Annotated in this window: 19 protein-coding genes; 7 read left to right on the top strand and 12 right to left on the bottom strand. The window is 55.1% G+C overall.

All coding sequences use genetic code 11. The annotated features are described in order from the left end of the window. Window positions 1-5: 5 nt before the first annotated feature. Genes OHL21_RS14230 through OHL21_RS14220 form a run of 4 tightly spaced genes read right to left on the bottom strand, consistent with a single transcriptional unit; the run spans window position 6 to window position 3,314 of the window. Entirely contained in the window at window positions 6-1,415 is a 1,410-nt protein-coding gene (locus OHL21_RS14230) for an NAD(P)/FAD-dependent oxidoreductase (RefSeq protein ID WP_263417946.1), read from the bottom strand. 1 nt (window position 1,416) lies between these two features. Next, a complete protein-coding gene (locus tag OHL21_RS14225; RefSeq protein WP_263417945.1) occupies window positions 1,417-1,788 on the bottom strand; it encodes an EamA family transporter in 372 nt (123 codons plus the stop codon). Next, window positions 1,785-2,141 (bottom strand): hypothetical protein, encoded by a 357-nt coding sequence (locus OHL21_RS24490; protein WP_449649506.1) that lies wholly within the window; start codon window positions 2,139-2,141, stop codon window positions 1,785-1,787. Before OHL21_RS24490 ends, OHL21_RS14225 begins: the two co-directional genes overlap by 4 nt. Before the next feature lie 51 nt (window positions 2,142-2,192). Continuing rightward, window positions 2,193-3,314 (bottom strand): Gfo/Idh/MocA family protein, encoded by a 1,122-nt coding sequence (locus OHL21_RS14220; protein WP_263417944.1) that lies wholly within the window; start codon window positions 3,312-3,314, stop codon window positions 2,193-2,195. 387 nt (window positions 3,315-3,701) lie between these two features. On the opposite strand from OHL21_RS14220, the gene OHL21_RS14215 reads away from it, so the two are divergent. From OHL21_RS14215 to OHL21_RS14190, 5 genes are read left to right on the top strand one after another with little or no spacing between them, the layout of a single operon-like run. After that, window positions 3,702-5,069: a nucleotide sugar dehydrogenase gene (locus tag OHL21_RS14215; RefSeq protein WP_263417943.1), complete on the top strand. Its 1,368-nt coding sequence runs from the start codon at window positions 3,702-3,704 to the stop codon at window positions 5,067-5,069. A 34-nt stretch (window positions 5,070-5,103) separates the two neighbouring features. Beyond that, entirely contained in the window at window positions 5,104-5,943 is an 840-nt protein-coding gene (locus tag OHL21_RS14210) for a glycosyltransferase family 2 protein (protein WP_263417942.1), read from the top strand. 53 nt (window positions 5,944-5,996) lie between these two features. After that, window positions 5,997-6,797 (top strand): N-acetyltransferase, encoded by an 801-nt coding sequence (locus tag OHL21_RS24405; RefSeq protein WP_317889985.1) that lies wholly within the window; start codon window positions 5,997-5,999, stop codon window positions 6,795-6,797. A gap of 41 nt (window positions 6,798-6,838) precedes the next feature. Next, complete coding sequence (gene wecB, locus OHL21_RS14195) at window positions 6,839-7,906, top strand: non-hydrolyzing UDP-N-acetylglucosamine 2-epimerase (RefSeq protein ID WP_263418045.1); 1,068 nt, start codon at window positions 6,839-6,841, stop codon at window positions 7,904-7,906. Further along, the gene (locus OHL21_RS14190) at window positions 7,903-8,910 is read left to right on the top strand and encodes an NAD-dependent epimerase/dehydratase family protein (protein ID WP_263417941.1); all 1,008 of its coding nucleotides are present in this window, start codon (window positions 7,903-7,905) and stop codon (window positions 8,908-8,910) included. The genes wecB and OHL21_RS14190 overlap by 4 nt, the downstream gene beginning before the upstream one ends. Before the next feature lie 145 nt (window positions 8,911-9,055). Here OHL21_RS14190 and OHL21_RS14185 read toward each other — a convergent pair whose 3' ends face one another. Together OHL21_RS14185 and OHL21_RS14180 are read right to left on the bottom strand one after the other, a co-directional pair. Beyond that, complete coding sequence (locus OHL21_RS14185) at window positions 9,056-10,174, bottom strand: sigma-54 interaction domain-containing protein (protein ID WP_263417940.1); 1,119 nt, start codon at window positions 10,172-10,174, stop codon at window positions 9,056-9,058. 480 nt (window positions 10,175-10,654) lie between these two features. Then, complete coding sequence (locus OHL21_RS14180) at window positions 10,655-10,975, bottom strand: hypothetical protein (RefSeq protein ID WP_263417939.1); 321 nt, start codon at window positions 10,973-10,975, stop codon at window positions 10,655-10,657. A 174-nt stretch (window positions 10,976-11,149) separates the two neighbouring features. Here OHL21_RS14180 and OHL21_RS14175 point away from each other — a divergent pair, with 174 nt between their 5' ends. Then, window positions 11,150-13,288, top strand: coding sequence for a winged helix-turn-helix domain-containing protein (locus OHL21_RS14175; RefSeq protein WP_263417938.1), 2,139 nt, complete (start codon window positions 11,150-11,152; stop codon window positions 13,286-13,288). Window positions 13,289-13,562: 274 nt separating this feature from the next. Beyond that, window positions 13,563-14,084, top strand: coding sequence for an Hsp20 family protein (locus OHL21_RS14170; protein ID WP_263417937.1), 522 nt, complete (start codon window positions 13,563-13,565; stop codon window positions 14,082-14,084). A 58-nt stretch (window positions 14,085-14,142) separates the two neighbouring features. Here the strand turns inward: OHL21_RS14170 and OHL21_RS14165 are convergent, their stop codons facing one another. The 6 genes from OHL21_RS14165 to OHL21_RS14140 form a co-directional block, all read right to left on the bottom strand. Beyond that, window positions 14,143-15,135, bottom strand: coding sequence for a zinc-dependent alcohol dehydrogenase family protein (locus OHL21_RS14165; RefSeq protein ID WP_263417936.1), 993 nt, complete (start codon window positions 15,133-15,135; stop codon window positions 14,143-14,145). A gap of 53 nt (window positions 15,136-15,188) precedes the next feature. Continuing rightward, window positions 15,189-17,828: an ABC transporter permease gene (locus OHL21_RS14160; protein ID WP_263417935.1), complete on the bottom strand. Its 2,640-nt coding sequence runs from the start codon at window positions 17,826-17,828 to the stop codon at window positions 15,189-15,191. After that, entirely contained in the window at window positions 17,825-18,169 is a 345-nt protein-coding gene (locus OHL21_RS14155; protein ID WP_263417934.1) for a PadR family transcriptional regulator, read from the bottom strand. Before OHL21_RS14155 ends, OHL21_RS14160 begins: the two co-directional genes overlap by 4 nt. 82 nt (window positions 18,170-18,251) lie before the next feature. Continuing rightward, a complete protein-coding gene (locus OHL21_RS14150; RefSeq protein WP_263417933.1) occupies window positions 18,252-18,554 on the bottom strand; it encodes a putative quinol monooxygenase in 303 nt (100 codons plus the stop codon). 49 nt (window positions 18,555-18,603) lie between these two features. Continuing rightward, window positions 18,604-19,701: a Gfo/Idh/MocA family protein gene (locus tag OHL21_RS14145; RefSeq protein WP_263417932.1), complete on the bottom strand. Its 1,098-nt coding sequence runs from the start codon at window positions 19,699-19,701 to the stop codon at window positions 18,604-18,606. Between the two features lie 160 nt (window positions 19,702-19,861). After that, window positions 19,862-22,087, bottom strand: coding sequence for an endo-alpha-N-acetylgalactosaminidase family protein (locus OHL21_RS14140; RefSeq protein ID WP_263417931.1), 2,226 nt, complete (start codon window positions 22,085-22,087; stop codon window positions 19,862-19,864). Window positions 22,088-22,136: the final 49 nt, after the last annotated feature.

Genomic DNA, 22,136 nt, shown 5'->3' with positions numbered 1-22,136 from the left:
GACACCTACCGTGCGAAAGCGGGGCTGAGCGCCTCTTCCGTCCCTTTCGGCATTGACGTATCAACCTGCTGCTGCAGCGGGATATCTTTCATAAGTTCGTCGCATGTAGCCTGCGCGATGGACGTCATTGCGTTGTTGTTGAGCGTGTCATTCAGTATCTGAGAGGTATTGGCAACATAAACGCCGGCAACCGGTGTCCGTGCGGGAGGCAGAATCTCGGAATACCCTAACGTTGGTACGGGCTGGACGACTCGCTCGCGGAAGACAAAACGATGTTCAATGTCTGCTTCCTTGAGATCGGGGTGCATCCGCGAAAGATCAGCCCAAACGTGCTGCCAGACTGCATCGTCAGAGGCTTCAAACAAGGCATCGTCGGGAGCAGTGTAGCGGGGCAGATAGACGAGGTGGCGATTGTTAGTCTCCTGTACTGGATCGATCAGGTTCGTCATTTCGATGACGCCTGTGAAGCCGATCTTTTCTGTCACGTTCGTTACGTAGAACGGGCTTAGGCGCTTTTTTAAAACGAGCACAACGCAGATAATCCCGAGGTACATTACCTGCCCGAGACGGGCTTTGTAAGCGGCATCTTCCGTGTCGAGCAGATCGGCGATGACCTTATTGGGAGTCGTTAGAATGGCGCCATCAAAGTACATATCTTTGTGACAGGCTTTAACGCGGACACGTCCTTCCTGCGTAGCGTTCCTGGAAGAGATACAGCGGATCTTCACTCCCGTATTGGTCGAGCCCCCAAGCGACACAACGACCTGCTGCAGTCTCTGAAAAACGGTGCTATACCCCCCGCGAATATAGCCGAGTTGCTCCTGTTGTCCCGGACCACGCTGTCGTGTCGACGCGAGCCGGACGATCGTACCCCAGAGAAATGCCGCCGATGCATACCTGCGCAACTCGCCGAGTTTGCAGCGGAAGAGCGGTTCCCAGATTTGCTCGTATACCTTCCCGCCGAAGATGTGACGCGTCCACTGAGACAACGGAATGGATTCCAGCGCGAGCCCATCCTTGATCTTTGTTACATACAGGGTCATCAGCGCCAGGCGGAGCTTTGATGCGAGTGAAAGATGACGATAACGCAGTAGATCTACCGGGCTGGTCATCTTGTGCAAGGCGCCCTGGGAGAACAGGCCAACTTCGGTCTTGGTCCACCGGAGCTGATCACTCAGTTCCAGGTCGGTAAGAAGGCCCAGCAAGGCTTTATCCGAGGTAAGAATGCAATGATAAAACCTGTCCCAACGGAATGGGCCGAAGTCGTGCGTGCTGGTCAGGCCGCCCAGGTCCGACCGGCTTTCCAGGATCGTTACCTTGTATCCGGCGCGCAGTAGACGGAAGGCGCATACCATGCCTGTAAAACCGCCGCCCACAACGGCAATATGGGAAGGACGCGATGTGCCTTGTTGCATGTCAGATACTCCCCGCGACGAGTGCAGCGCCGCATGTAATCAGTCCAATTGCCAGCCAGTGCGACCGGGATACATGTTCGTCCAGCAGAAGGGCTGCCAGGCTTGTTACCAGAACGTATCCGAGGCTGAGGAGGGGATAAGCGTACGAGATATCGAGATGGCGTAGCGCGATGAGCCAGCACACAGTTGCCAGTCCAAACAGAATGACCCAGAGAGCGAGCCATGGAATGGCGATAAGACGGCCCGCGTTCTGCCTTTTGGCAAGGGTGTTGGTCAGATGTTTGAGGGTAATCTGTGCAAACGACCCAGAGGTGATACTTGCGGCGAGTATTCCCCAGGAATATGCCAGCGATGGCGTGGTATCGGCATTCATCTGACCATTCCTCTATCGGTTTTGGACAGTAGTGCAATGCCGGCCGCCATGACGGTAATACCGGTCCAGCGCCCAGGCCCCATCGATTCATGCAGAAGATAGTGGCCCAAAAGTCCCAACAAAACGTAGTTGCTGGCAGCGAGAGGGTAGAGGTAACTGATGTTCTTTTGCGCGACCGCAGCGAACCAGAGCAGTGTTCCCACTCCGTAGACGCAAAGTCCGATCACTACCCCCCATGGGAGGCTCAGTGGCCAATGGAGGGCCAATAGACCAAGTCTACCTTTCCCCAAAAGGCCAACTTTGATCAGTATCTGCCCGGCCGCAGCCATAGCCACTGAGCCTCCCACCAACATCTCTGTCTTGTAGCGAATCATTCGCATGAAGATCCTGCAATTTCTGCCCGTCTAGGAATGCGCCGCGACTGCCGGCATGGCCGGGAGCATCGGTAGGCTCGGCGTCCATTGCCGGTTGATGGTTTGCGGTGGATGGAGTGCTTTGGAAACGGCGCCCGAGTGAAGCGATACGGGGAGACCATCCATTTCCAGGGATTTTTGAGCCGCTTCCAGAATGCGGACGACACGCAGACCGTCTTGAGAGTCGCTCCTTGGTGTGATGCGCTGCTCGACACAGTTAATGAAATGCTGGAACTCAAGTTTGAGCGGCTCGGTCGCGCTCAGATGGGGTATCTGAATATCGCCGAAACGCACCTGGATCGCTTCGCCGTAAGAGCATGTAGCTGGGCTCTGCGCGCCGCTGTCGTAGATCCGGAGTTTCTCGGAAGCAGCCGCGTCATCGAAGACGAGCATCTTCTTGCTGCCCACAACAGTCGTGCTGCGCATCTTGTGTGGGTCGAGCCACGAGATGTGAATATGGGCCATCCGGCGATTCGCGAAGAACAGGCTAAGGAAGACAACGTCTTCAATGCCGTCCTGGATAAACGATTGTCCCCGGGCGCTCACATCGACTGGATCCTCACCGAGTATGTAGAGAATCTGAGAGAGATCGTGCGGTGCAAAGCTCCAGAGGGCATTCTCATCACCACGAATGCGGCCGAGATTTACCCGCTGCGTGTAGATGTAGTAGATCTCACCCAGGTCGCCGGACTGAATGATCTCGCGGATCCGATTGACCGCAGGATGATATTCGAGGAGATGCCCAACCATCAGAATCCGCCCTTTCGACGCAGCCAGTGCCGATAGCTCCTCGGCGTCCCGGACGTTCAGGGTAAAGGGCTTCTCTACGAAGACGTCTTTGTCGGCAAGTAGCGCCTTCTTAGCGAGGCTGTAGTGGGTCGTAGCTGGAGAACTGATGACCACAGCTCCGATCTCGGGGTATTGCGCGAGCATTTCATCAAGTGATGCAACGGTTTGCACATTCCAGTTGTGCCGCGCCATCGAGCAGCGGCCTTCGTTCAGATCGCTGCAGACTACCAGGTCGCATTCCGGCATTTCATAGAGGCACCGGGCGACGTTACAGCCCCAGGCGCCCAGACCGACAACTCCTACCTTTAATCGAGCTCCCATCATCGTGGATGTCTCCTTGTATGAACCGCATACAGACACAGGAGCAATCTCTATGCCAATTCGGATCGCACCTTGGAGGGAGCAGAAGCCTGCTATTTTGCCCCGAAAATGGCAGGTTACGCGCAACTCTTTGCATACTTTTCCCATCTCCGAGAGGGGATCAGAACCCCAAAAGAGGGGCACGATAGTGGAGATAAGCCGGTACAGGATGCTGCCCCAGCGATATCGCGGGAGCATTTTCCCCGTAGGTGCAGTGTAGGGCTTCCACATTTATGGGCGTTTTCCGCAATGAAAACGCCGCTGCACGCTCTTCCGGGATACCCAGCAACAGGGGGAATGCTCTAAGTCAGGCCAGAGGATTTGGCACATCCCGTGCATTGTCTACGCGGCATGAACTTAGTAACCGTCTCCACGCAAACTCGTCAAGCGGAGCGTCAGCTCGAGAAGCTCCAAGCGAAGACCGCAAAGGTCGGTGTTATCGGCCTTGGATATGTTGGTCTCCCCCTGTCCCTTCTTCTATCGGAAGCGGGCTTTACAGTGCAGGGCTTCGATATTGACGCCCGCAAAGTGGAACAGTTGGAAGATGGGAAGAGTTATATCTTCCGCATTCCTGCGACGGAAATTGAGATGGCTCGTTCGCAGGGATTCCGTGCAACGACCGATTTCAGCAAGATCAGCGAACAGGATGCCATTATCATGTGTGTCCCCACACCGCTGACGGATCATCGCGATCCGGACCTGTCGTTCATTCAGAAGACTGCTGAGTCCATTGCTCCGTGGCTGGTTCGCGGCCAATTGGTTGTTCTGGAAAGTACGACCTATCCCGGAACAACGGAAGAGGTGCTGATCCCCATTCTGGACCGCGGCTGCCGCGACGGCCTTCAGGCCTATGAGCGGGGTATGGATGAGGACGCGAACGTCTTTTATGTAGCGTTCTCGCCTGAACGTGAGGATCCGGGGAATAACACAGTAGCTCGCCGGGATATCCCGAAGGTGATTGGCGGGCATGGCGCGATTGCCGGAAAGCTGGCAGGCGCACTCTATGGGAATATTTTTGGCCGCACTGTTGCGGTCTCATCGACGCAGGCGGCAGAGATGACCAAGCTGCTTGAAAACATTTACCGGTGCGTAAACATCGCGATGGTAAACGAACTCAAGCTGCTCTCACTCCGGATGGGAATCGACATCTGGGAGGTTATCGATGCCGCCGCGACCAAACCGTTCGGCTTTCAGCCGTTCTATCCCGGCCCTGGCCTTGGTGGTCACTGCATCCCGATCGATCCTTTCTACCTGAGCTGGAAAGCCCGGGAGTGGAACTTCCACACCCGCTTTATTGAGCTGGCCGGCGAGATCAACGAGGGAATGCCTCGTCACGTGGTGCACTCGGTCTCAGAGGCCCTCAACGCCCATCGCAAATCGATGAATGGGGCAAAGATCCTGGTTCTCGGTGTTGCTTACAAGAAGGATATCGACGATCTGCGTGAGTCTCCATCACTCGAGATTATCGAGATGCTGCAGGAAGAGAAGGCAAGCGTCGACTACAACGACCCTTACTTCCCAACTGTCGGCCGCGGCCGGCATTACGACCTTGGCATGACGTGTACCCCCCTGGATCGTCTGGCTGACTACGACTGTGTCGTCATTGCCACTGACCACTCCGACTACGACTACCAGGCGATCGTGCGCGATTCACAACTTGTCGTGGACACGCGTAACGCCACCCGCGGGATCGTGTCTTCCAAGATCGTTCGTTGTTAAGCAAGCTGCCTCGGGGATAGACAGGAGAGCTCGAATGCCAGACACGCGACATAGCCTTAGCCGTCCTCGAGTTGCTGTAGTCATACCCGTATGTAATGAACAGGAATCACTGCAGGTTCTTCGGATCCGGCTTGCGGAGTTACAGCGGGGTCTGCAGGATCGCTACATCACGTTTTACCTCTTTATCGACGACGGAAGTACGGACCGTACCGTGGCGCTTCTGCCACGGACGGCACCGTACGGGGCCTCCTACAGAGTAGTTTCACACTCCCGCAATCTCGGTATTGGCGCAGCATTCCGCACGGGATTTGAGATCGCAGCCAGCGCCGATGTTATTTGCACTCTGGATGCAGATTGCAGCTACCGCGCGGACCAGCTTGCCCAGATGGTTCATTTGATCGTGGATGGGAAGGCGGATGTAGTCGTGGCATCTCCATATCATCCGCAAGGTTCCGTCGAGGGGGTCGCGCCCTGGCGGTATGCTCTCAGCCGTTATTGTTCACGGCTCTATCGCATGATTTCGCCGGTCAAGCTCTACACCTATACGAGCATGTTCCGCGCATATCGCGGTTCGTTCATCAGGCGAGCGCATTTCCGGAGCAACGGATTTGTGTCTACGGTGGAGATTCTGATGAATGCATCCTATCTTGGCTATCGGATCCACGAGGTGCCAATGACGCTGCATCGACGTACGACTGGATGCAGCAAAATGCGAATTCTTCGCACAATCAGAGATCACTTGAAATTGGCTCTGGATTGTGTCTTCGCCAGAAACAATGGCTATCCGTCCTTCTGCAAGCCCGAGGCAAAGCAGGACGGGCAGGAGAAGAGAGAGGATGTCGGGCGAATGATGAAGATTGTTGGAAGTCGTTAGTTTACGCACGTCCGGCAGGATCGTTACGATCCGTTGGAAAGATAGAAGGTCCTATGAGTTTTGAATTTGTTGCATCTGAAAATGCTCTTCTCCTGGAGCAGGAAAGAAACAGAAGATACCCCAACGTGCATTTCGGCAGGAATGTAGTTGTGGGCCAGAACGTCAGTATCGGGGAAGGCACGGTTATTGGCAATCATGTCGTTCTTCATGATCACGCCACTATTGGTAAGGACGTCAGGATCGATGACGGGGCAATTATCGGCAAGAAGCCACTGAAATCAAAAGCCAGCGCTATGACTGGAACCAAGGAACTGGGGCCGGCCTTTTTGGGTAACGGTTGTCTGGTTGGGAGCAACGCCGTGATCTATTCAGGGGCGATTGTCGAAGATGGGGTTCTGATTGCTGACTTTGCCAGCGTGCGTGAAGACACTGCCATTGGCGAACTCAGCATCATTGGCAGAGGAGTTGCCATTGAAAACCAGGTCAGAGTAGGGCGGTGCTGCAAGATTGAAACCGGGGCTTACATCACCGCGAAATCCGCAATCGGAGACCAGTGTTTTGTCGCTCCCGAGGTGACCTTCACCAATGACAATTTTGTCGGACGCACGCAGGAGAGGTTCAAACACTTCGGCGGAGTGACCATGCAGAAAGGCTCCCGCGTTGCTGCGAACGCCACGATTTTGCCGGGAGTGTTGATCGGGGAAGATGCTCTGGTTGCAGCGGGGTCCGTGGTAACGCGCGATGTCCCGGCGCGCATGGTTGTCATGGGGGCTCCGGCCAGAGTTGTCCGCCCGGTAGATATTGATCAGTTGTTGCCATACGAGAGCGAGACCAAGCCGGGAGAAACACCGTGAAGATACTTTCCATAGGTGGAACGCGGCCGCAATTCGTGAAGATGGCAGTCCTTGTAAGGGCGATCGAAGAGTATAACCGTGAACACTTCGGTGCAATAGAACACAGGCTGCTGCATACAGGGCAGCACAGCGATCCGATGATGTCTTCGGTATTTTTTCAGGAACTGGGTCTGCCCAAGCCCAGATTGCTGGAGAGCGTCCGGATGGGGACTCCTGGAATTCAGACCGCGCTCATGCTTGCCGGAGTGGAAGCGGAACTATTGGAGTGGAGGCCGGACGCTGTGATCGCGTACGGCGATACAAATTCGACCCTTGCATCTGTGCTGGCGGCAGCGAAGCTTCATATTCCTGTAATTCATCTTGAGGCTGGATTGCGCAGCTTCAATCGGATGATGCAGGAAGAACTAAACCGAATCGTTGCAGACCATATATCAGACCTTCTTCTGTGCCCGACGCCCAATGCCGTAAAGCAGTTAGAGATGGAAGGACTCGGCGAGCGGGCAGCATTTGTAGGAGACGTCATGCTCGATGCTGTCAGCCTCTTCGGCACGAATGAGCAGTCCGCAATACAGCGTGAGCTTCACTTGGGAACCCAGGAATATGCTCTGGTTACTATTCATCGAGCCGAAGCGACGGATGAGCCTGAACGGCTTAATGGCATTCTTGAGGCTTTAAAGAAGATGGATGTTCCCATTATTTTTCCGATGCATCCGCGGCTGCGGAAACGTCTGCTCGGAACGAGCAATTCTGATCTGTTTCTTGCGGATCATGTGAACGTGATCGAGCCGGTCGGATACCTGGATATGCTCGCGCTACAGCGAAATGCCCGGTTCATCATGACGGATTCGGGTGGGCTGCAGAAAGAAGCCTACTTCATGGGGGTACCATGCTTGACTCTCCGAGACGAGACCGAGTGGATTGAGACGCTGCACGGGGGGTGGAACATATTGGTCGGCAATGAGGCAGGAAAAATCCTGGATGGAGCTCGTCGCCTGGCACGCTTCGGGCGCAATAGTATCCAGGAGCCCAGGGATCTGGTCGAGTTTGGTGAAGGCCATGCAGGAGAACGTAGCATCGGTCGAATTATGGAAATGGTGAGGGCTGCATGACAAAACGGGTACTTATTACGGGGGCTGCCGGCTTCCTGGGATCGCATGTAACCGATCTGATGCTTGGAAAAGGTTACGACGTCATTGCTGTAGATGACATGTCACACGGGAACTCCGCAAACCTTGACTCCGCGAGGGAATATCCTGGATTTGAATTTCACGCCGCGGATGTATGTGATTACGACGCCTTGCGGCAGGCCGCGGGGAAGGTCGATATTGTCCTTCATCTGGCTGCATACAAGATCCCGCGTTACGAAAACCCGACGAAGACACTGATGGTGAACTCCCATGGGACTCAGAACGCATTGCAGATCGCGGTCGAGAACAACGCTCGCTTTGTGATTACATCCACCTCGGATGTGTATGGCAAAAATCCAAGGGTACCTTTCTCCGAGGATGGAGATTCAGTTCTTGGACCCGCGACGGTGGCGAGATGGGCCTATGCTGCTTCGAAGATGTTCGACGAGCACCTGGTGCTTGCCATGGCGGAAGAAGCGGGGATCAATGCGACTGTTCTGCGGATATTTGGTTCGTACGGGCCGCGTCAAAACCTGAGCTGGTGGGGAGGCCCCCAGTCTGTCTTCATCAGCGCCATCCTGCGCGGGGAGGTCATACCCATCCATGGTGATGGCCTGCAGACACGATCCTTTACGTTTGTTGAGGACACCGCACGTGGCATCGTAGCTGCCGCAGAATCCCAGAATGCCAATCGTGAAATCGTCAACATTGGAGACAATACTGAGATCTCAATCCTGGAGCTGGCACACAGCATCCATCGCTTGAGTGGAAAAGATGGATCGCTGCGTATTACATTCGTCCCTTATAACGAGATCGCAGGACGTAAGTACGAGGATGTCCGCCGTCGCGTTCCGGATATCCGGAAGGCAGAACGCCTGTTTGGTTTCCGAGCCAAAGTACCACTAGCGATCGGCTTGATGAAGACGATCGCGTGGCAGAAGGAACAACTCGAGGCGAGTGGAAGCCTCAAAGCCGCTCTAGTCTAGAGTTCATCTGCGCTCTATCGACCACACTGCATCGATAAACATAAATGGGCTTTAGCCCTGCGCCTTCCTTTCGTCAGGAAAGCCCAGCGCTAAAGCCCAGTCTTCGTGAAACCGATAAGCGGGGTACCCGCGTCTGCGATATCCCTTAGTGACCCGTCGAAAACCGCATTGGAGCTCTAGCTTCTTTCAGGTGATACTGGTCGATTTTGTACAGCAAAGTGCGATAGCTGATACGCAATGCCGCGGCGGCGTGCCTGCGATTCCAGCGAGCCGCCTCCAGGGCCTGCTGTATCAGCCGGCTTTCAGTCTGGTCTTTGAAGTTCCGGACGATGGAGCGCATATGAGTTACGCTGGCATCGGGTTCTCCTTCAATCGTCGGGCAGGTCTGCTCGGTGATGGAGGCACGTCCCATCACCTTGCTCTCGATATCGGCGACCGAGGCATCGCTACCCTTGAGAATCTGAATGCGTATGACGGCATTCGAGAGCTCTCTCAGGTTTCCGGGCCAGTGGTATTCCTGTAGCAAAGAGACGATGCGCGGTGAGATATAGACCGGATCTTGCTGGAACTGAGCGGCCTGCCGCTTGACCATCTGTTCCACAAGGAACGGAATCTCCTCCCGCCGTTCGCGCAGCGGAGGAATATTGATCGTGAAGGCGCTGATGCGATAGTAAAGGTCTTCGCGAAAGAGCTTATCTGTGATTGCATTCTCGATATTGACGTTGGTGGCAGCGATCACCCGGACATCAGCGGTTGAGACGGTTCTTGCACCCAGACGGGAGTAACGGCCGTCCTGCAGGACATGAAGCAACTTAGCCTGCATCGGAGCGCTCATCTCACCGATTTCGTCCAGCAGGAGGGTTCCCCGATCGGCCAGCTCGAACTTACCGGGTTTCGCCTTGACGGCTCCGGTAAAGGCGCCCGCCTCATAGCCGAAGAGTTCGCTTTCAAGAAGGTCCGGCGGGAGAGCGGCACAATTGACGGAGCTGAAGGTGTGCGACGAGCGGCGAGAGTGCTTGTGAAGGAGATTGGCGACGACATCCTTACCGACGCCGCTCTCCCCAAGGATCAATACAGGAACATCGACCGCGGCGAGGAGGCGAATGTTCTCATAGATTCGCATCATGGCCGGTGAGGCCGCAAGGAAGTAGCGGTTATGGCTTATCTCTTCCAGATGATAGCGTCCAGAAGTCGGCCGGACGTCATGATCTACGTCGCGAGTAACTTCAAACTCCTCCGTTAACTGGGAGAGTTCCGTAAGCATCTCTTCGAGTTCAGGGCGTTGAACCGGGACTTTGAGAAAATGATGGATCCCAAGTGTCTCTGCATCCTGAACCCACGGGCTCAGACCGAGGGGGGGCGCAAGCCAAATGCGATGTGCACCTACCTGCTGACTAAGTCTCGACAAAGAAGTCTCATCTCTGGGAGGACGTGCGGAGACGTCCAAAATGACAGCATCGAAATGGCGTGTCTGGCAAGCAGCCAAGGCTTCTTTCAGGGATTCGAAGACCTCAACAAGATGTCCCTCGGATTGAAGCGTAGCCTCGGCAGTCTGAATAAATGGCCTTGAGCTTGTAATAATTGCGACTACTTTAGTCCTTAGCATCACGGATACCTTAAGTACCTCAATATGTTTGAAATCGCTCGTATTTTTATGTCAAACAGGCGTATGGTGTACCCCAGATTCCAAGGCGCACCTTTACCGGCTGTTGAGACGCCTTAATTCCTTTGGCGATGTGTGCTTTCAGCGCCTGGAGGTTTGGTCGCCTACTTGCTGGTTTGCGTCGCGTGATTCCCGACGGAGGATGGAAGATGCGTTCTGTACCCAGATCTCACAGAGCGAAACGATACAGGCTACCTGCAGTACCCCCATCGCAGCCAGCCGTCCGCTCGGGGGCATGGCATTGATGAGAGACATCCGGTACGTCGAAAGGATGATATTGACTCCAGCCAATGTAAGTATGACAACCAGGAGATATGGGCTCCAGATCAGCAATCTTTGCGGAACATGAGAGGTATACAAAGCAGGGTCATAAAGCGACCGATGCAGTCCAGTAATTTCCATAATGGTATGTCCTTTAAGAAAACCAAATGCAGTACAACGGGCCAACGATCGATACGGAATTGAAACCCGGTAAAAGTGAAACAGGCCCAAGGTACATACAACGGCCAGATATAGTCCTCAAAACCGTTCTTGATGCCGGTCAATTGATCCATTGTTATATCCAGGTCTTTTGCAATGAAAGAGATACAGTTTTTTGGAGAATATACGTTTGAGAAATCTCCGCTACTTGTCATGCGCGGAATTGAGATGATTGATCTCACGCCCAGGCAATTGGAGACCCTATCTCTGCTGCTTGATGCCAAAGGAGAGGTCGTTAGCAGGGAGACATTCCTGGACAAAGTCTGGGGTGACGTTATTGTCGAAGAACACAATCTGACCCAGACAATCTTCCTGCTGCGTAAGACCTTAGGTAAGTTACCAAATGGTCAGGAGTACATAGAGACAGTACCCAAAAAAGGGTACCGTATGTCACCATCCGCATTGTCTCTTTCGACAATGCGCGAACCCTCACTCTCCCTATCGGATAAAACAAAAAAGAAGATTCCATCACCGGTTGGGCCGGTTGCGCCTGTGATGGAGGGGAGACGGTCCAGGAGCATTATTAAGAAGATGTTTCTGATACAGGCAGCCGTCCTTGTTGTCACGATGGCAGCTACGCTGCTCCGTGGTTTTCAGGCGAGGCCACACTTATTGAAAGTCAGGCAGCTAACACATGATGGCGTGTACAAGGTAAGTGATGCTCCCATCTTCCTGCGCGATAAGAGGCTGTTTTTGACGGAGCGCCAGGACAGCCGGAATATTTTGGCAAGTATCTCCCTCGATGGAAGTATCTACAGGAACCAGGTACTTCCATTTCGTGATGGGGTTCTGTCTGGTATAGGGACGGGCGCGGAGGACATACTCATTGCGCGGCCGGGCGATAAAGGTACAGTCACCGTGGCCTCGTTAAAGGGAGGCAACGACCGTCCATTAAGCGAATTCAATGGAGAATCGCCTGCGTGGTCACCGGATGGCGAGCATCTGGCGTTCATCCGCGGTCAGCAATTATTCACCGCGGATAAGGTGGGGCAAAACCCCGTATCCCTGGCGACCGTGCAAGGAATTCCCTTTTGGCCCGTATGGTCACCTGACGGTACTACTATACGGTTTTCGGTTCGAGAGCCGGATGGGGGGCAAAGCATTCAGGAGGTAAACCTGACGACGAAACGCCTTTCACCGGTACTCCAGGGCGAGCCGCATGAACATCGTGCATGTTGCGGCGTATGGACTTCCAATGGAAAGTATTTCGCATATGTGGTTGAAAACTCCGCGTCAACGTCACTATGGGTGCAGCGCGAAGAGATACTTGGGTGGAAAAAGATCAAACGTTCCTGGGAGCTGGTATCGGGGCCGGTGGATTTCTGGCGGGCGCCTGTTATCGACCAGGATCATATCTATGCGATCGGTGAACAGGCGAGGCACAAGCTCGTACTGCTCAACTCGAAATTTGCTCCTTTTCTTCCGGCAGTTTCGGCGAATTCACTGAGCATCTCTCATGATGGACAGTGGGTTGCGTACTCCGTGTATCCGGAGGGTTCACTCTGGAAGAGCCGTCTCGATGGCACCGAACGAACCCGGCTTTCGGCGCATGACGAGTACACGCGCATGCCGCAATGGTCGTCTGATGACCATGAAATCTTCTATCTGCGCATGACCGACGGCAAGCCGTGGAGCTTAGCACGGGTGGACGCACGTGGCGGTAAGCCAGGCATCCTGGCAATCGGCGGCAGCGGAACGAGTGAACTGGCGTATAGTGCCGCGGGCGATCAACTTGTCATGGATCAGATGGGCTCGGGCAGCACGAGGTCCGGGAAGCTCGCCATTCTTTCTTCAAAAGGAAAACTGTTAGAAGAACTGCCCGAATCTGAGGGGATGACGGCCGCGAGGTGGTCCTCCGATGGTCGTTATATCTCTGCGGTAAGTGCAGATCGAGAACAATTACGCGTCTTTGACAGGGTGTCCAGAAAGTGGGACGTAGTGTTCAACTCGGCCAGGATTGGCGCCAGTATCTGGGATCGCAAGGGGAACACCCTCTATTTCACAGCACGACAAGGGGGCGCGGCAAGCCAGAGTCAGCCAGGTCAGGATCAGCGTTGTACCCTTTTCAGGTTTCAGGTCGGAGGACAGGGCGTAACCCAGGTGATGGAGATACCAGAGGTCTATGCGAATGGTGATGTATCCCGGACATTAGAATTCACCGCAGATGGAGACCTGATCTTCGAGTACCTCGATGGTTCGGCAGAGATCTACGACCTGAATGTAGATCTCAGGTGAATTGCGTACGGGCCGCTGCTTAGAGCACTTTCCCTGTTGCTGGGTATCCCGGAGGGGAGTGCAGCGGCGTTTTCATTGCGGAAAACGCCCATAGATGCGGATGCTCTGGACTACACCTACAGGGAAAATGCTCTAATTCTTAACTTCGTTCCCAGAAAATCTCCTCTGTAAGTGATGGCAGTCACCGGAGGTGGTGCAGGTGGTCACGGTCTTCCCCGTATCGAGCCTGCTATGTAGCTATGTGAGCGCGCTTGCGCCGAAGGAGGGGCTTGCCATGCCTACTACGCTAACCGTCCACCGAGGCAAATCGAGTAAGGCTGCCATTCAATTTCCTCATATTCAGAATCTGTTTGAGGATATGGAGCGCCTCACCGAACGTATCTCTAAGCGTGCTTTCAGCCTGTTCCAGCAGCGCGGAGGGGGTGAGGGCCGCGACTGGGATGATTGGTTTAAGGCTGAATCGGAGTTCTTGAAAGCGGTTCCGGTCGAGATTACAGAGTCAGATCAAAGTTTCTCCATTCGGGCTGAAGTGCCCGGGTTCAAAGCCGAGGAGCTGACCGTTCAAGTGGAGCCGGATGGCGTGTACATCCGCGGCAGATCCGAAAGCAGGAGGGAAGAAAAGGGGAAGGGGGTTGTCACATATAGCGAGGTATTTTCGAATGAGATCGCGCGCCATATCGAATTGCCCGCCATGATCGATGCAAGCCAGAGTGAAGCAAAGCTCAGCGATGGCGTGCTCCAACTTACATTGCCAAAATCCGCTCCTTCCAAAGCTGTCAATATCAAGGTGGCGTGAAGAAGCAGCTCCACTCGCTTCGAACACAGGGACGTTATGGTGCTTACCTGTGTTGGACTCACGGAATGATGACATAGGGAAGTGTGAATCTGCTTTCCCGAACATCAAGCAAAGCCCGATTCACCTCTTCCAGGTGGCATGGGGTCGTCTTTGGTCGCCATGAAAGGTTTGAAATTAGCTGCAGATAATCGGCAGCATCTTTCCGTGTGAGGTTGGCGACACTGCGAAGTTGCCGTTCTCCCCAAAGAAGCGTGTCGTAATCGAACGACGGAATGCGGTCCAGGTGGACGGCATTGATCGCGACGATCCCTCCCTTCGAGAGAGACCGCAGGGCAGAGATAACAACATGACCGACCGGCGCAAAGGTGATCGCGGCATCAAGTTGTTCGGGAGCTCTCTCATCGAGCGGCCCTGCCCAACGTGCGCCCTGTGTGAGGGCCAGCTCCTGGTGGTCTGGTTCCCGCGTGGAGACGAAAACCTCACAGCCCCAATGGAGAAGAACAGGCATCACCATCTGCGCTGAGGCGCCATATCCAAACAGGCCAACTTTCGTACCGGGTTTGACCTCAGCAACACGTAGGCTCCGATAGCCCACGGCGCCGGCGCAAAGCAGCGGAGCAGCCGTTTCGGAGGGCAGGTTTTCTGGAATTGGATAGGTGAAACGGGCATCGGCGGCGACATATTCCGCAAAGCCGCCATCCCGGCTGTAGCCTGTGAATACGGGATGATCACATAGATTTTCACGATCCGTTCTGCAGTATCGGCAGGTACCATCGGTACCGCCCAGCCAGGCAATCCCTACGCGATCTCCAATTTGAGACGAACCAGCGTTTGTCTTCATAACCTCGCCCACGATCTGATGCCCAAGGATGACGGGCTTTTTGATCGGAGGAAGGTCGCCTTCAGCGATATGGAGGTCCGTGTGGCAAATTCCGCATGCCAGGACTTTCAGCAAGACCTCACCTGGCATGGGAGAGGGCACGGGGACGTTCCGCAGCATGAGCGATGAGGTCTCAATCGGCGCCGGTTGTTCCAGTAACGCAGCACGCATCGGAGAATTCCTCGATGATCAATCATCGTACGTCCGGATATGTAGATCAAGAATCACTCCGTTCGAAGTGCGGTCATCGGGCTCACATCTGCTGCACGCTTTGCCGGCAGGTAGCCCGAACAGACGGCAACAGAGATCAAGAGTAATATCATGCCGGTGAACGTAATAGGATCGTTTGGCTCGGTGCCGTAAAGCAATGCGCTGATCGCCTTCGCCACGATGAAAGAAACGATCGTTCCAATGGCAATGCCGATGACCGAAAGGCGCACTGTCCTTCCGATAACGCTGAGCAGCACGCGGCTACGTGTCGCGCCTAGTGCCATGCGAATCCCAATCTCCTGCGTCTGGCGGGCAACCGAGTAGGAGATCACGCCGTAGATGCCAAGGCATGCGAGCAAAAGCCCTACGATGGCGAAGATGGCGACAAGGAAGGCAAAGAAGCGCCTTGGTGAGGTGCTGTGGTCGACGAGAGCCTGCAGCGGACGCAGCTCGGCCGCAGGCTGACCAGGGTTGAGCCGTCGCAGGGTAGAGAGTAAGGGCGTCGCAAGCGTCTCTGGCGGCATAGAGCTGCGAATGACCAGTTCCGCACCATCTTCGCCCCATCCCTGGGCAATGGGCAGATAGACCTGCCAGGCAGAACTGGCTTCGACGTTGGTCTCATGGACATCGGAGACAACACCGACGATACGGACGTCCTTCCCGCTCATCACGATCATGTGGTCGACTGCATCCCCATTGGGGAATAGAAAGCGCGCAGCCTTCTCATTGATGATGATCACCGGTTCGCTTGTAGCATTGTCATTCCAGGAGATATCGCGCCCACGAAGATGCATGCCCATCGTTGGAAGATAACCAGGAGAGATGATGTAAACGAATGTAGATGGACGCTCGTTCCGCCCATACGTCACTCCTTTGACTCCAGGAGGGCCCCATGTACGATTGCGCGCGAGTGGAAGATTGTCGGAGAGACCCGCACTCTCAATGCCCGGAATCATGGGGATTTCGTGTAGCAGATTGCGATAGAAGTTGTATCGTTCCTCCTTCTTCAGGTTCGGTACATCGACCGTGATCGAGGCGGATTGGGATGGCCGGAAGCCGAGGTCAACATCCAGAACATGGAGAAAGCTTCTCAAGAGGAGGCCGGCGCCGACGATCAGGACGCACGCAAGAGCGATCTCACTCACGACCAGGGCATTGCGCAGTCCTTCATGCCGTTTGCCTTCGCTGGTAGCAGGACCGCTGTCCTTAAGACGTGACTGTAGTCCGGTATCCGTCGCCCGCAGACTCGGGACAATGCCGAAGAGCACCATCGCGATGAAGCTGAGAAGTAGCGTCCACAAGAGCGTAACCGGATCAATGCGGAGCTCTGAGATAAGTGGCAGTGCAATCGATCCCTGATGGGCAAGCCAGCGAACCACGGCCGCAGCCAGGGCGACTCCCAGGATTGAGCCGGAGGTGGCTAGCAGGAAGCTCTCGGTGAGCAACTGTCTTATCAATCGCCCGCGGCTGGCGCCTAATGCAAAGCGAAGGGAAAACTCTTTACTGCGCGATGCCGCGCGTCCGAGCAACAGGTTAGAGAGGTTGACGCAGACGATCAGCAGGATGGTCGCTACCGCAGCCCAAAGAACATAGAGAGAACGACGAAGCTGTCCGGCAACATGCTCTTTCAGGGGAACGGCAACGGCCTTGCCGTAACTGCCTTTGCTCTCGGGGAATTTCTTTCCCCAATAGAACTGCGGGAATAGCGTTGCAGTTTCGGCCGATGCCTGCTGCGCGGTAATACCGGGCTTTAGACGTCCAATGAACGTTAGCGTGTTTCCGGAGTACCGAATCATCTCTACGTTCAAAGGGGTAAGCACGTCTACGCGTGTGCCGGGCGAGAACGTCGAACCGAAATCAAAGCTCTCTGGAAGTATTCCGACAACCGTTACTGGTGCGTTGTCGATAGAGACCGCGGTATTGATGACGTTGCGATCGCCGTGGAAACGCGTCATCCAGAATGCATGGGAGAGCATCACAACCGGTGATGCGCCTTTAAGCCCATCTTCTCTACGGAAGTCCCGTCCGAGAGCAGGTGTTACGCCGAGTACGTCAAGAAAGTTAGGGATGACGTCAATTCCGGTCACCGGTTGCGGAATGCCTTCACCGGTAAGTTTATGGTTATTCGGCGAGCTGAATGCAAAATAGCCCGTCACACCGCTGTAAGAACGGTTCATATCGCGGAGGTCTTCATACGCGTCGACCGAATAGGTAGAACCGGAAAGTCCTCCGTCCGCATCTGCCGGCTGAATCCATACCAGCGCTTCGGGATCGTGAAAGGGCAATGGCCGTAGGAGGATCGTGTTCACCAGGCTGAAGACGGCGATATTGGCGCCCATACCAATTGCGAGAATGACGACAGCGATTACAGTAAAACCGCGATCGCGCTTCAGGGAACGAAGGCTGAACTGGAGATCCTGCCGCAGAGTGTCAAACCATGCCCGCGGATGCTGGTCGTGACATTGTTCGCGTGCAGCCTGCATGCTGCCGAATTCAATAGAGGCCTGACGGCGGGCCTCGACCGGTGACAGGCCGGAAGCAATCTTTGCCTCGATCGCATGCGCCATATGAACGTGCAACTCTTCGTCGACATCCGTTGAGACGTTGTGCTTGCGAAAGATGTAGCGGAGGCGGTAGATAGCTTCGCGGATCATGCGAACTCCTCCCGGGATGCGTTGAGCACTGTGGACATAGCCGTGCTGAGGCGATTCCACTGTTCCAGCTCAGACCGCAATTGCTTGCTGCCGAGAGGTGTGAGAGCGTAAAACTTTGCCTTGCGATTATTCTCGGAGGCTCCCCAGGAAGCTTTTATCCATCCCTTATATTCGAGCCGATGCAAAGCGGGATACAGAGAACCCTGCCCGATCTGGAGAACATCCGCGGAGATCTGCTGAATACGGGTGGCAATACCCCATCCATGCATAGGTCCATGAGCGAGGGTTTTCAGGATGAGAACGTCAAGTGTTCCCTGAAGAATGTCGGTAGACGGCGGCATAGGCTCTCCCCTTGATATTCGACAAAAGGCTTTCGCATCTTCGTGTCGAATGTCAAGGGGAGAATGTCTGAATTGTCTCCGATCAGGCCTTTGAGCTCACCATTTGGAACTCCTGCAGGCCAACGCTTCCGCCGGTAAGCTCGTCGAGCTGCTTGGAAAACGCCTGAAAATGCGGGGTGGCAAAGTGATCTTCCAGGGCTGCTTTGGAGACCCAGTTCTCGTAGACAACCCATGTATTCGCATCACTCAAAGAGTGATGCAGGTCGTAGTTGATGCAACCCTTTTCTGCGCGCGACGGCGGTACCAGTGCGAGAAGCGCCTCTCCAAGTTCCTCGCTCTTGCCAGGTTTCGCCACGAGGGTTGCAATGATAGTAAGTTGCTGCATCGTTCCTCCGCTTCTTGTTTGGTGGGGTGCCTGTGTCCAGGCGGATGTCTTATTGCAATTGTTTCAAAGAGACTGTCTTTCCGGTTTGTACCGAGGTGCGAGCGGCATCGAGGATCTGCATCACGATCAAGTTCGTGTCCAGGGAAGACAGATCACCCTGATCTTTGACCTCACCATGAAGAACAGCGGCGAGGTATTTCAGAGATCCGGACTGAGCGGGAGGAAGCGAGGGTGAGGTTCCCATCTGCTCTTCGGATTCACCACGGAAGCGCTTCCGTGCGTGGGAGGGGCCAACGGTAAAGATGGTTCCCTGGGTTCCATAGAGCTCCATATCTTTGCGGGCGAAGCTCCAGTTCCAGGACGCCATCAGGACGGCCTGGGTCTTCGGGTAGCGCACGATGATGGTTGCATCGTCGTCGACGTGCGGATAGATCTCCGGCTTGTCGGTCTGAGCGGAGGCGGTGACAGAGATTGGAGTTTCTCCATGCATCAGCACAGTGGCAAGGTCAGCGCCATAGCAGCCGAAATCGAAGAGTGCACCTGCGCCATTGCGGACGGGATCCGTGAGCCATGGAAGCCATTCCGGGCCGACGCCAATCTCCTTGGGGCCTTCGTGCCCATCGTGCACAACGACTTTGCGTACATCGCCGAGCTTGCCATTCGCAGCGAGGCTCAGGGCTTCAGCGTTGGAGGAGTACCAGGTCGTCTCATAGTTGACAAGGACGTGCACGTTGTAACGTTTCGCAGCATCCCGGATGGCAAGTGTATCGGGCATGGTGGTCGCCAGGGGCTTCTCTACCATGGACGAGATGTGATGACGCGCGGCAGCTTCAATAACACGGCGGTGGTCAAGGATGGTCGTGTAAACCAGAACTGCATCAGGGTGTGTGCTGTTGAGCGTCTCTTCCAGGTCGGTGTGGAAGAGGGAATGGTCGAGCGAGAATTGCTTCTCGTAGTTAGCGGCAAGCGCGGTATCGGGTTCGACGATTGCAACCAGTTGAGCGTCTTTGGATTTGGGAAGATCACGCAGGAAGCCTTTGACGTGGCCGTGAACAAGGCCGACGATCGCGACTCGAATCGGCTGCTGCGCGGGGAGCACCGGTGCGAGTGCGAGGAAGAGAACTGCAAGGGGTAATCTCAATTTCACTTAGGACCGGCTCCTTTGCCGTCAGAAGGCAGTGTGCCGTGTCGCTTTGATGGAGGTCAAGCGAACAGAAGGAAGCCCAACATCTTGCAGTGTGTGGTGGCTGAACAAACGAATGTTCTCGGTTCAGCCACTATAGGACACCCGGCTCTGGTCTCTGCGGCTAAGTTGTGCTTGTGTTGTTCCGGCTGCGGTACAGCATGACAGGACGTCGTCCTTGCATTGTGACCGTGACCTCACGTCCTGCCTGCTTCAGAGGGACGGGTTCCTTTCTATCTGGGAAGAGCGCCGCGCCAACGACCTCTTGTGGCTTCCAGGATGCGGGCAGCGTCGCGGTCAATGGGCCGTCGTGAACGGAATACATAGCGATGCGGTCATTGCCCAGGGGGCAGAAGACAGCATCCTTTCTTGCGACCTCTGCTCCGTTAAGAGTGACTTTGTAACTCTGATTCTCCCAATCCATCTCGATGGAGTTGCCGGCGCCTTCAAGATACGTAATGGTTCGCTCCTGGGTGCGCTGAAAGCCTTCGATGTTGAGCAGGTGCAGGCGGAACCAAGGCACCATCGTCAGATAGAAGGAGTCGAGCATCCTCTCCTGCGAGGCATCTCCATTGAAGATTGAGTGCTGCGCTTCGCCATAGAAGGTCATGAGAAAGAGGGGAAGCTCACCCGCGTTTCCGGCGCGGCCCCAGACGGCGCTCTTGCGGTAGATCATAGAGAGCATCGGCACAGGCTTTCCCCCGAAGGGACAGGGCTTTGGGCCGCCCGCATACCAGCTCATGCTCATCTTGCCGATGAATGGATAGCGAAGCCCTTCCGACGTGACGTCGACGCCGTGCTTGGCGAACTCCTCCAGGATCCGGTAACGACCGGCATTGAGATTCCGAATGCCGCTTGCGGGATGTTTGGGATCCCAGTCATTGCGAATGGCGTAATACGAAAGCACGTCGACATGAATGGTTCCTGGCAGCTTATAGCGTTCGCAGGTATAGCGGACGCGGTCCGGGCCTGGGCCTTCCATATATTTGGCCAGTCCCTGGATGTAGGACTCTTCGCCGGTCCATTCGCGACTCTTCCAAAGGTCGCCATCGGGTTTGCGGGCGATCATCCCTTCGTTCCATGCCGGGCTGCTGCGATATGCATCATCGTAGTTGTCGGAAAGGCTGACGGTGGTGTTTAAGGATTTTGCTCGATCCATCAGGCGCATCATGCCCTCATAACCGCCGATGCGCTCATTCACAACGTTCACGGCCGGATAGCCCGTGTCTTTTCCGCGGAACTGCCAACCCCACAGGTGAACGAGTTGCGGAGAGCCGTCGGTCAGCGCATGAATGTCTCGAATAATCTGTTCGCAACGCTCAAATGTCGCCGATGGTTTGGGAAACTTCGGTTCGTCAACCCGGATGCCATAGATGAATTTGTCATCGTAGAAATGGTTAGGGATAGCGGGCATCCGGGCCCGGACAAGTCTTGCTCCGTCAAGCCAGTCGAGTGCTTTTCCACCTGCTTCCGGTTCAAGGAAGTCGAGCCGGCAGGTCGACTTCTGTTCCACTAGCAGATTGGGCGTAGCGTTGTTGCCACAGCTCTTCGGAGCCCCGCGTCCCAGATTCATGTCGTAACAGGCGCTCCCATCAACACGGTGAACCTTGGTAGTGCCAAGAGATGCAGTCCTGTCAGGAGTTTCGCCAGTCACCGACAGGAGTGTGCCGTCCATAAAGGCGGTGGTCTCCTGCACGCAGACCGTGCCTGAGTGCCCGGCCATGATGACCGGGAGGATACCGTTGATCTCCCCCCAGAAGGTATTGAGAGGCAGCTTGCCTGCCTTGGCATCGCGCAGCGAAACCAGATCGCCGCCGTCGTCTGCATGAGCGATCCATGAGTTCGGATCGGATTCATGCACGCTGACCAGGGAGGGCATCGAGAGTGAGATCAGCTCGAAGCCGGAATGCTCCTGTACTTCCTCGAGTGTGACCTGAATAGTCCGCCCATCGATTGCATAGTGCAGGATGAAGTTCGCCGCAGGGGTGGTACCGTAGAGCGCCTGGAAGTGGAAGTCGGCAGTCGTCCGTGTTGTCTTCTCGTGAGACGGGTGTATCTCGACATCACTGAAGGCGTGAGGTTCGTGCTGAAAGAGGCGGACCTTCAAAGGGGTAGAAGGTGTGCTTCCGCGGTAGAGCTTTCCGGAACCGAGCAGCCGATAGAAGATGGGAAGACCGGTTGTTGCGTCGAGTTGCAGAACGAGATGCGGCGAGCGTAGCGAGAGGATGCGGCCTGTAGGAACGGGAGTGGCTGGTTCCGAGAAAAGGTGGCCAGTTTTTGCCATGGCCATGCCGGCGGCACTGATTTTGAGAAGAGTACGGCGGCTAAGTCGATCAGGGTGAACAGTCATGCGTGCTGCTCCTTGCATCTGGCTGCAGAGATAGTTTTGCTTGCATGAA

The organism is Terriglobus albidus (assembly GCF_025685425.1).
In the GTDB taxonomy this organism is placed as follows: Bacteria; Acidobacteriota; Terriglobia; order Terriglobales; family Acidobacteriaceae; genus Terriglobus; species Terriglobus albidus.
This window is presented reverse-complemented; position numbering and strand designations above follow the sequence as displayed.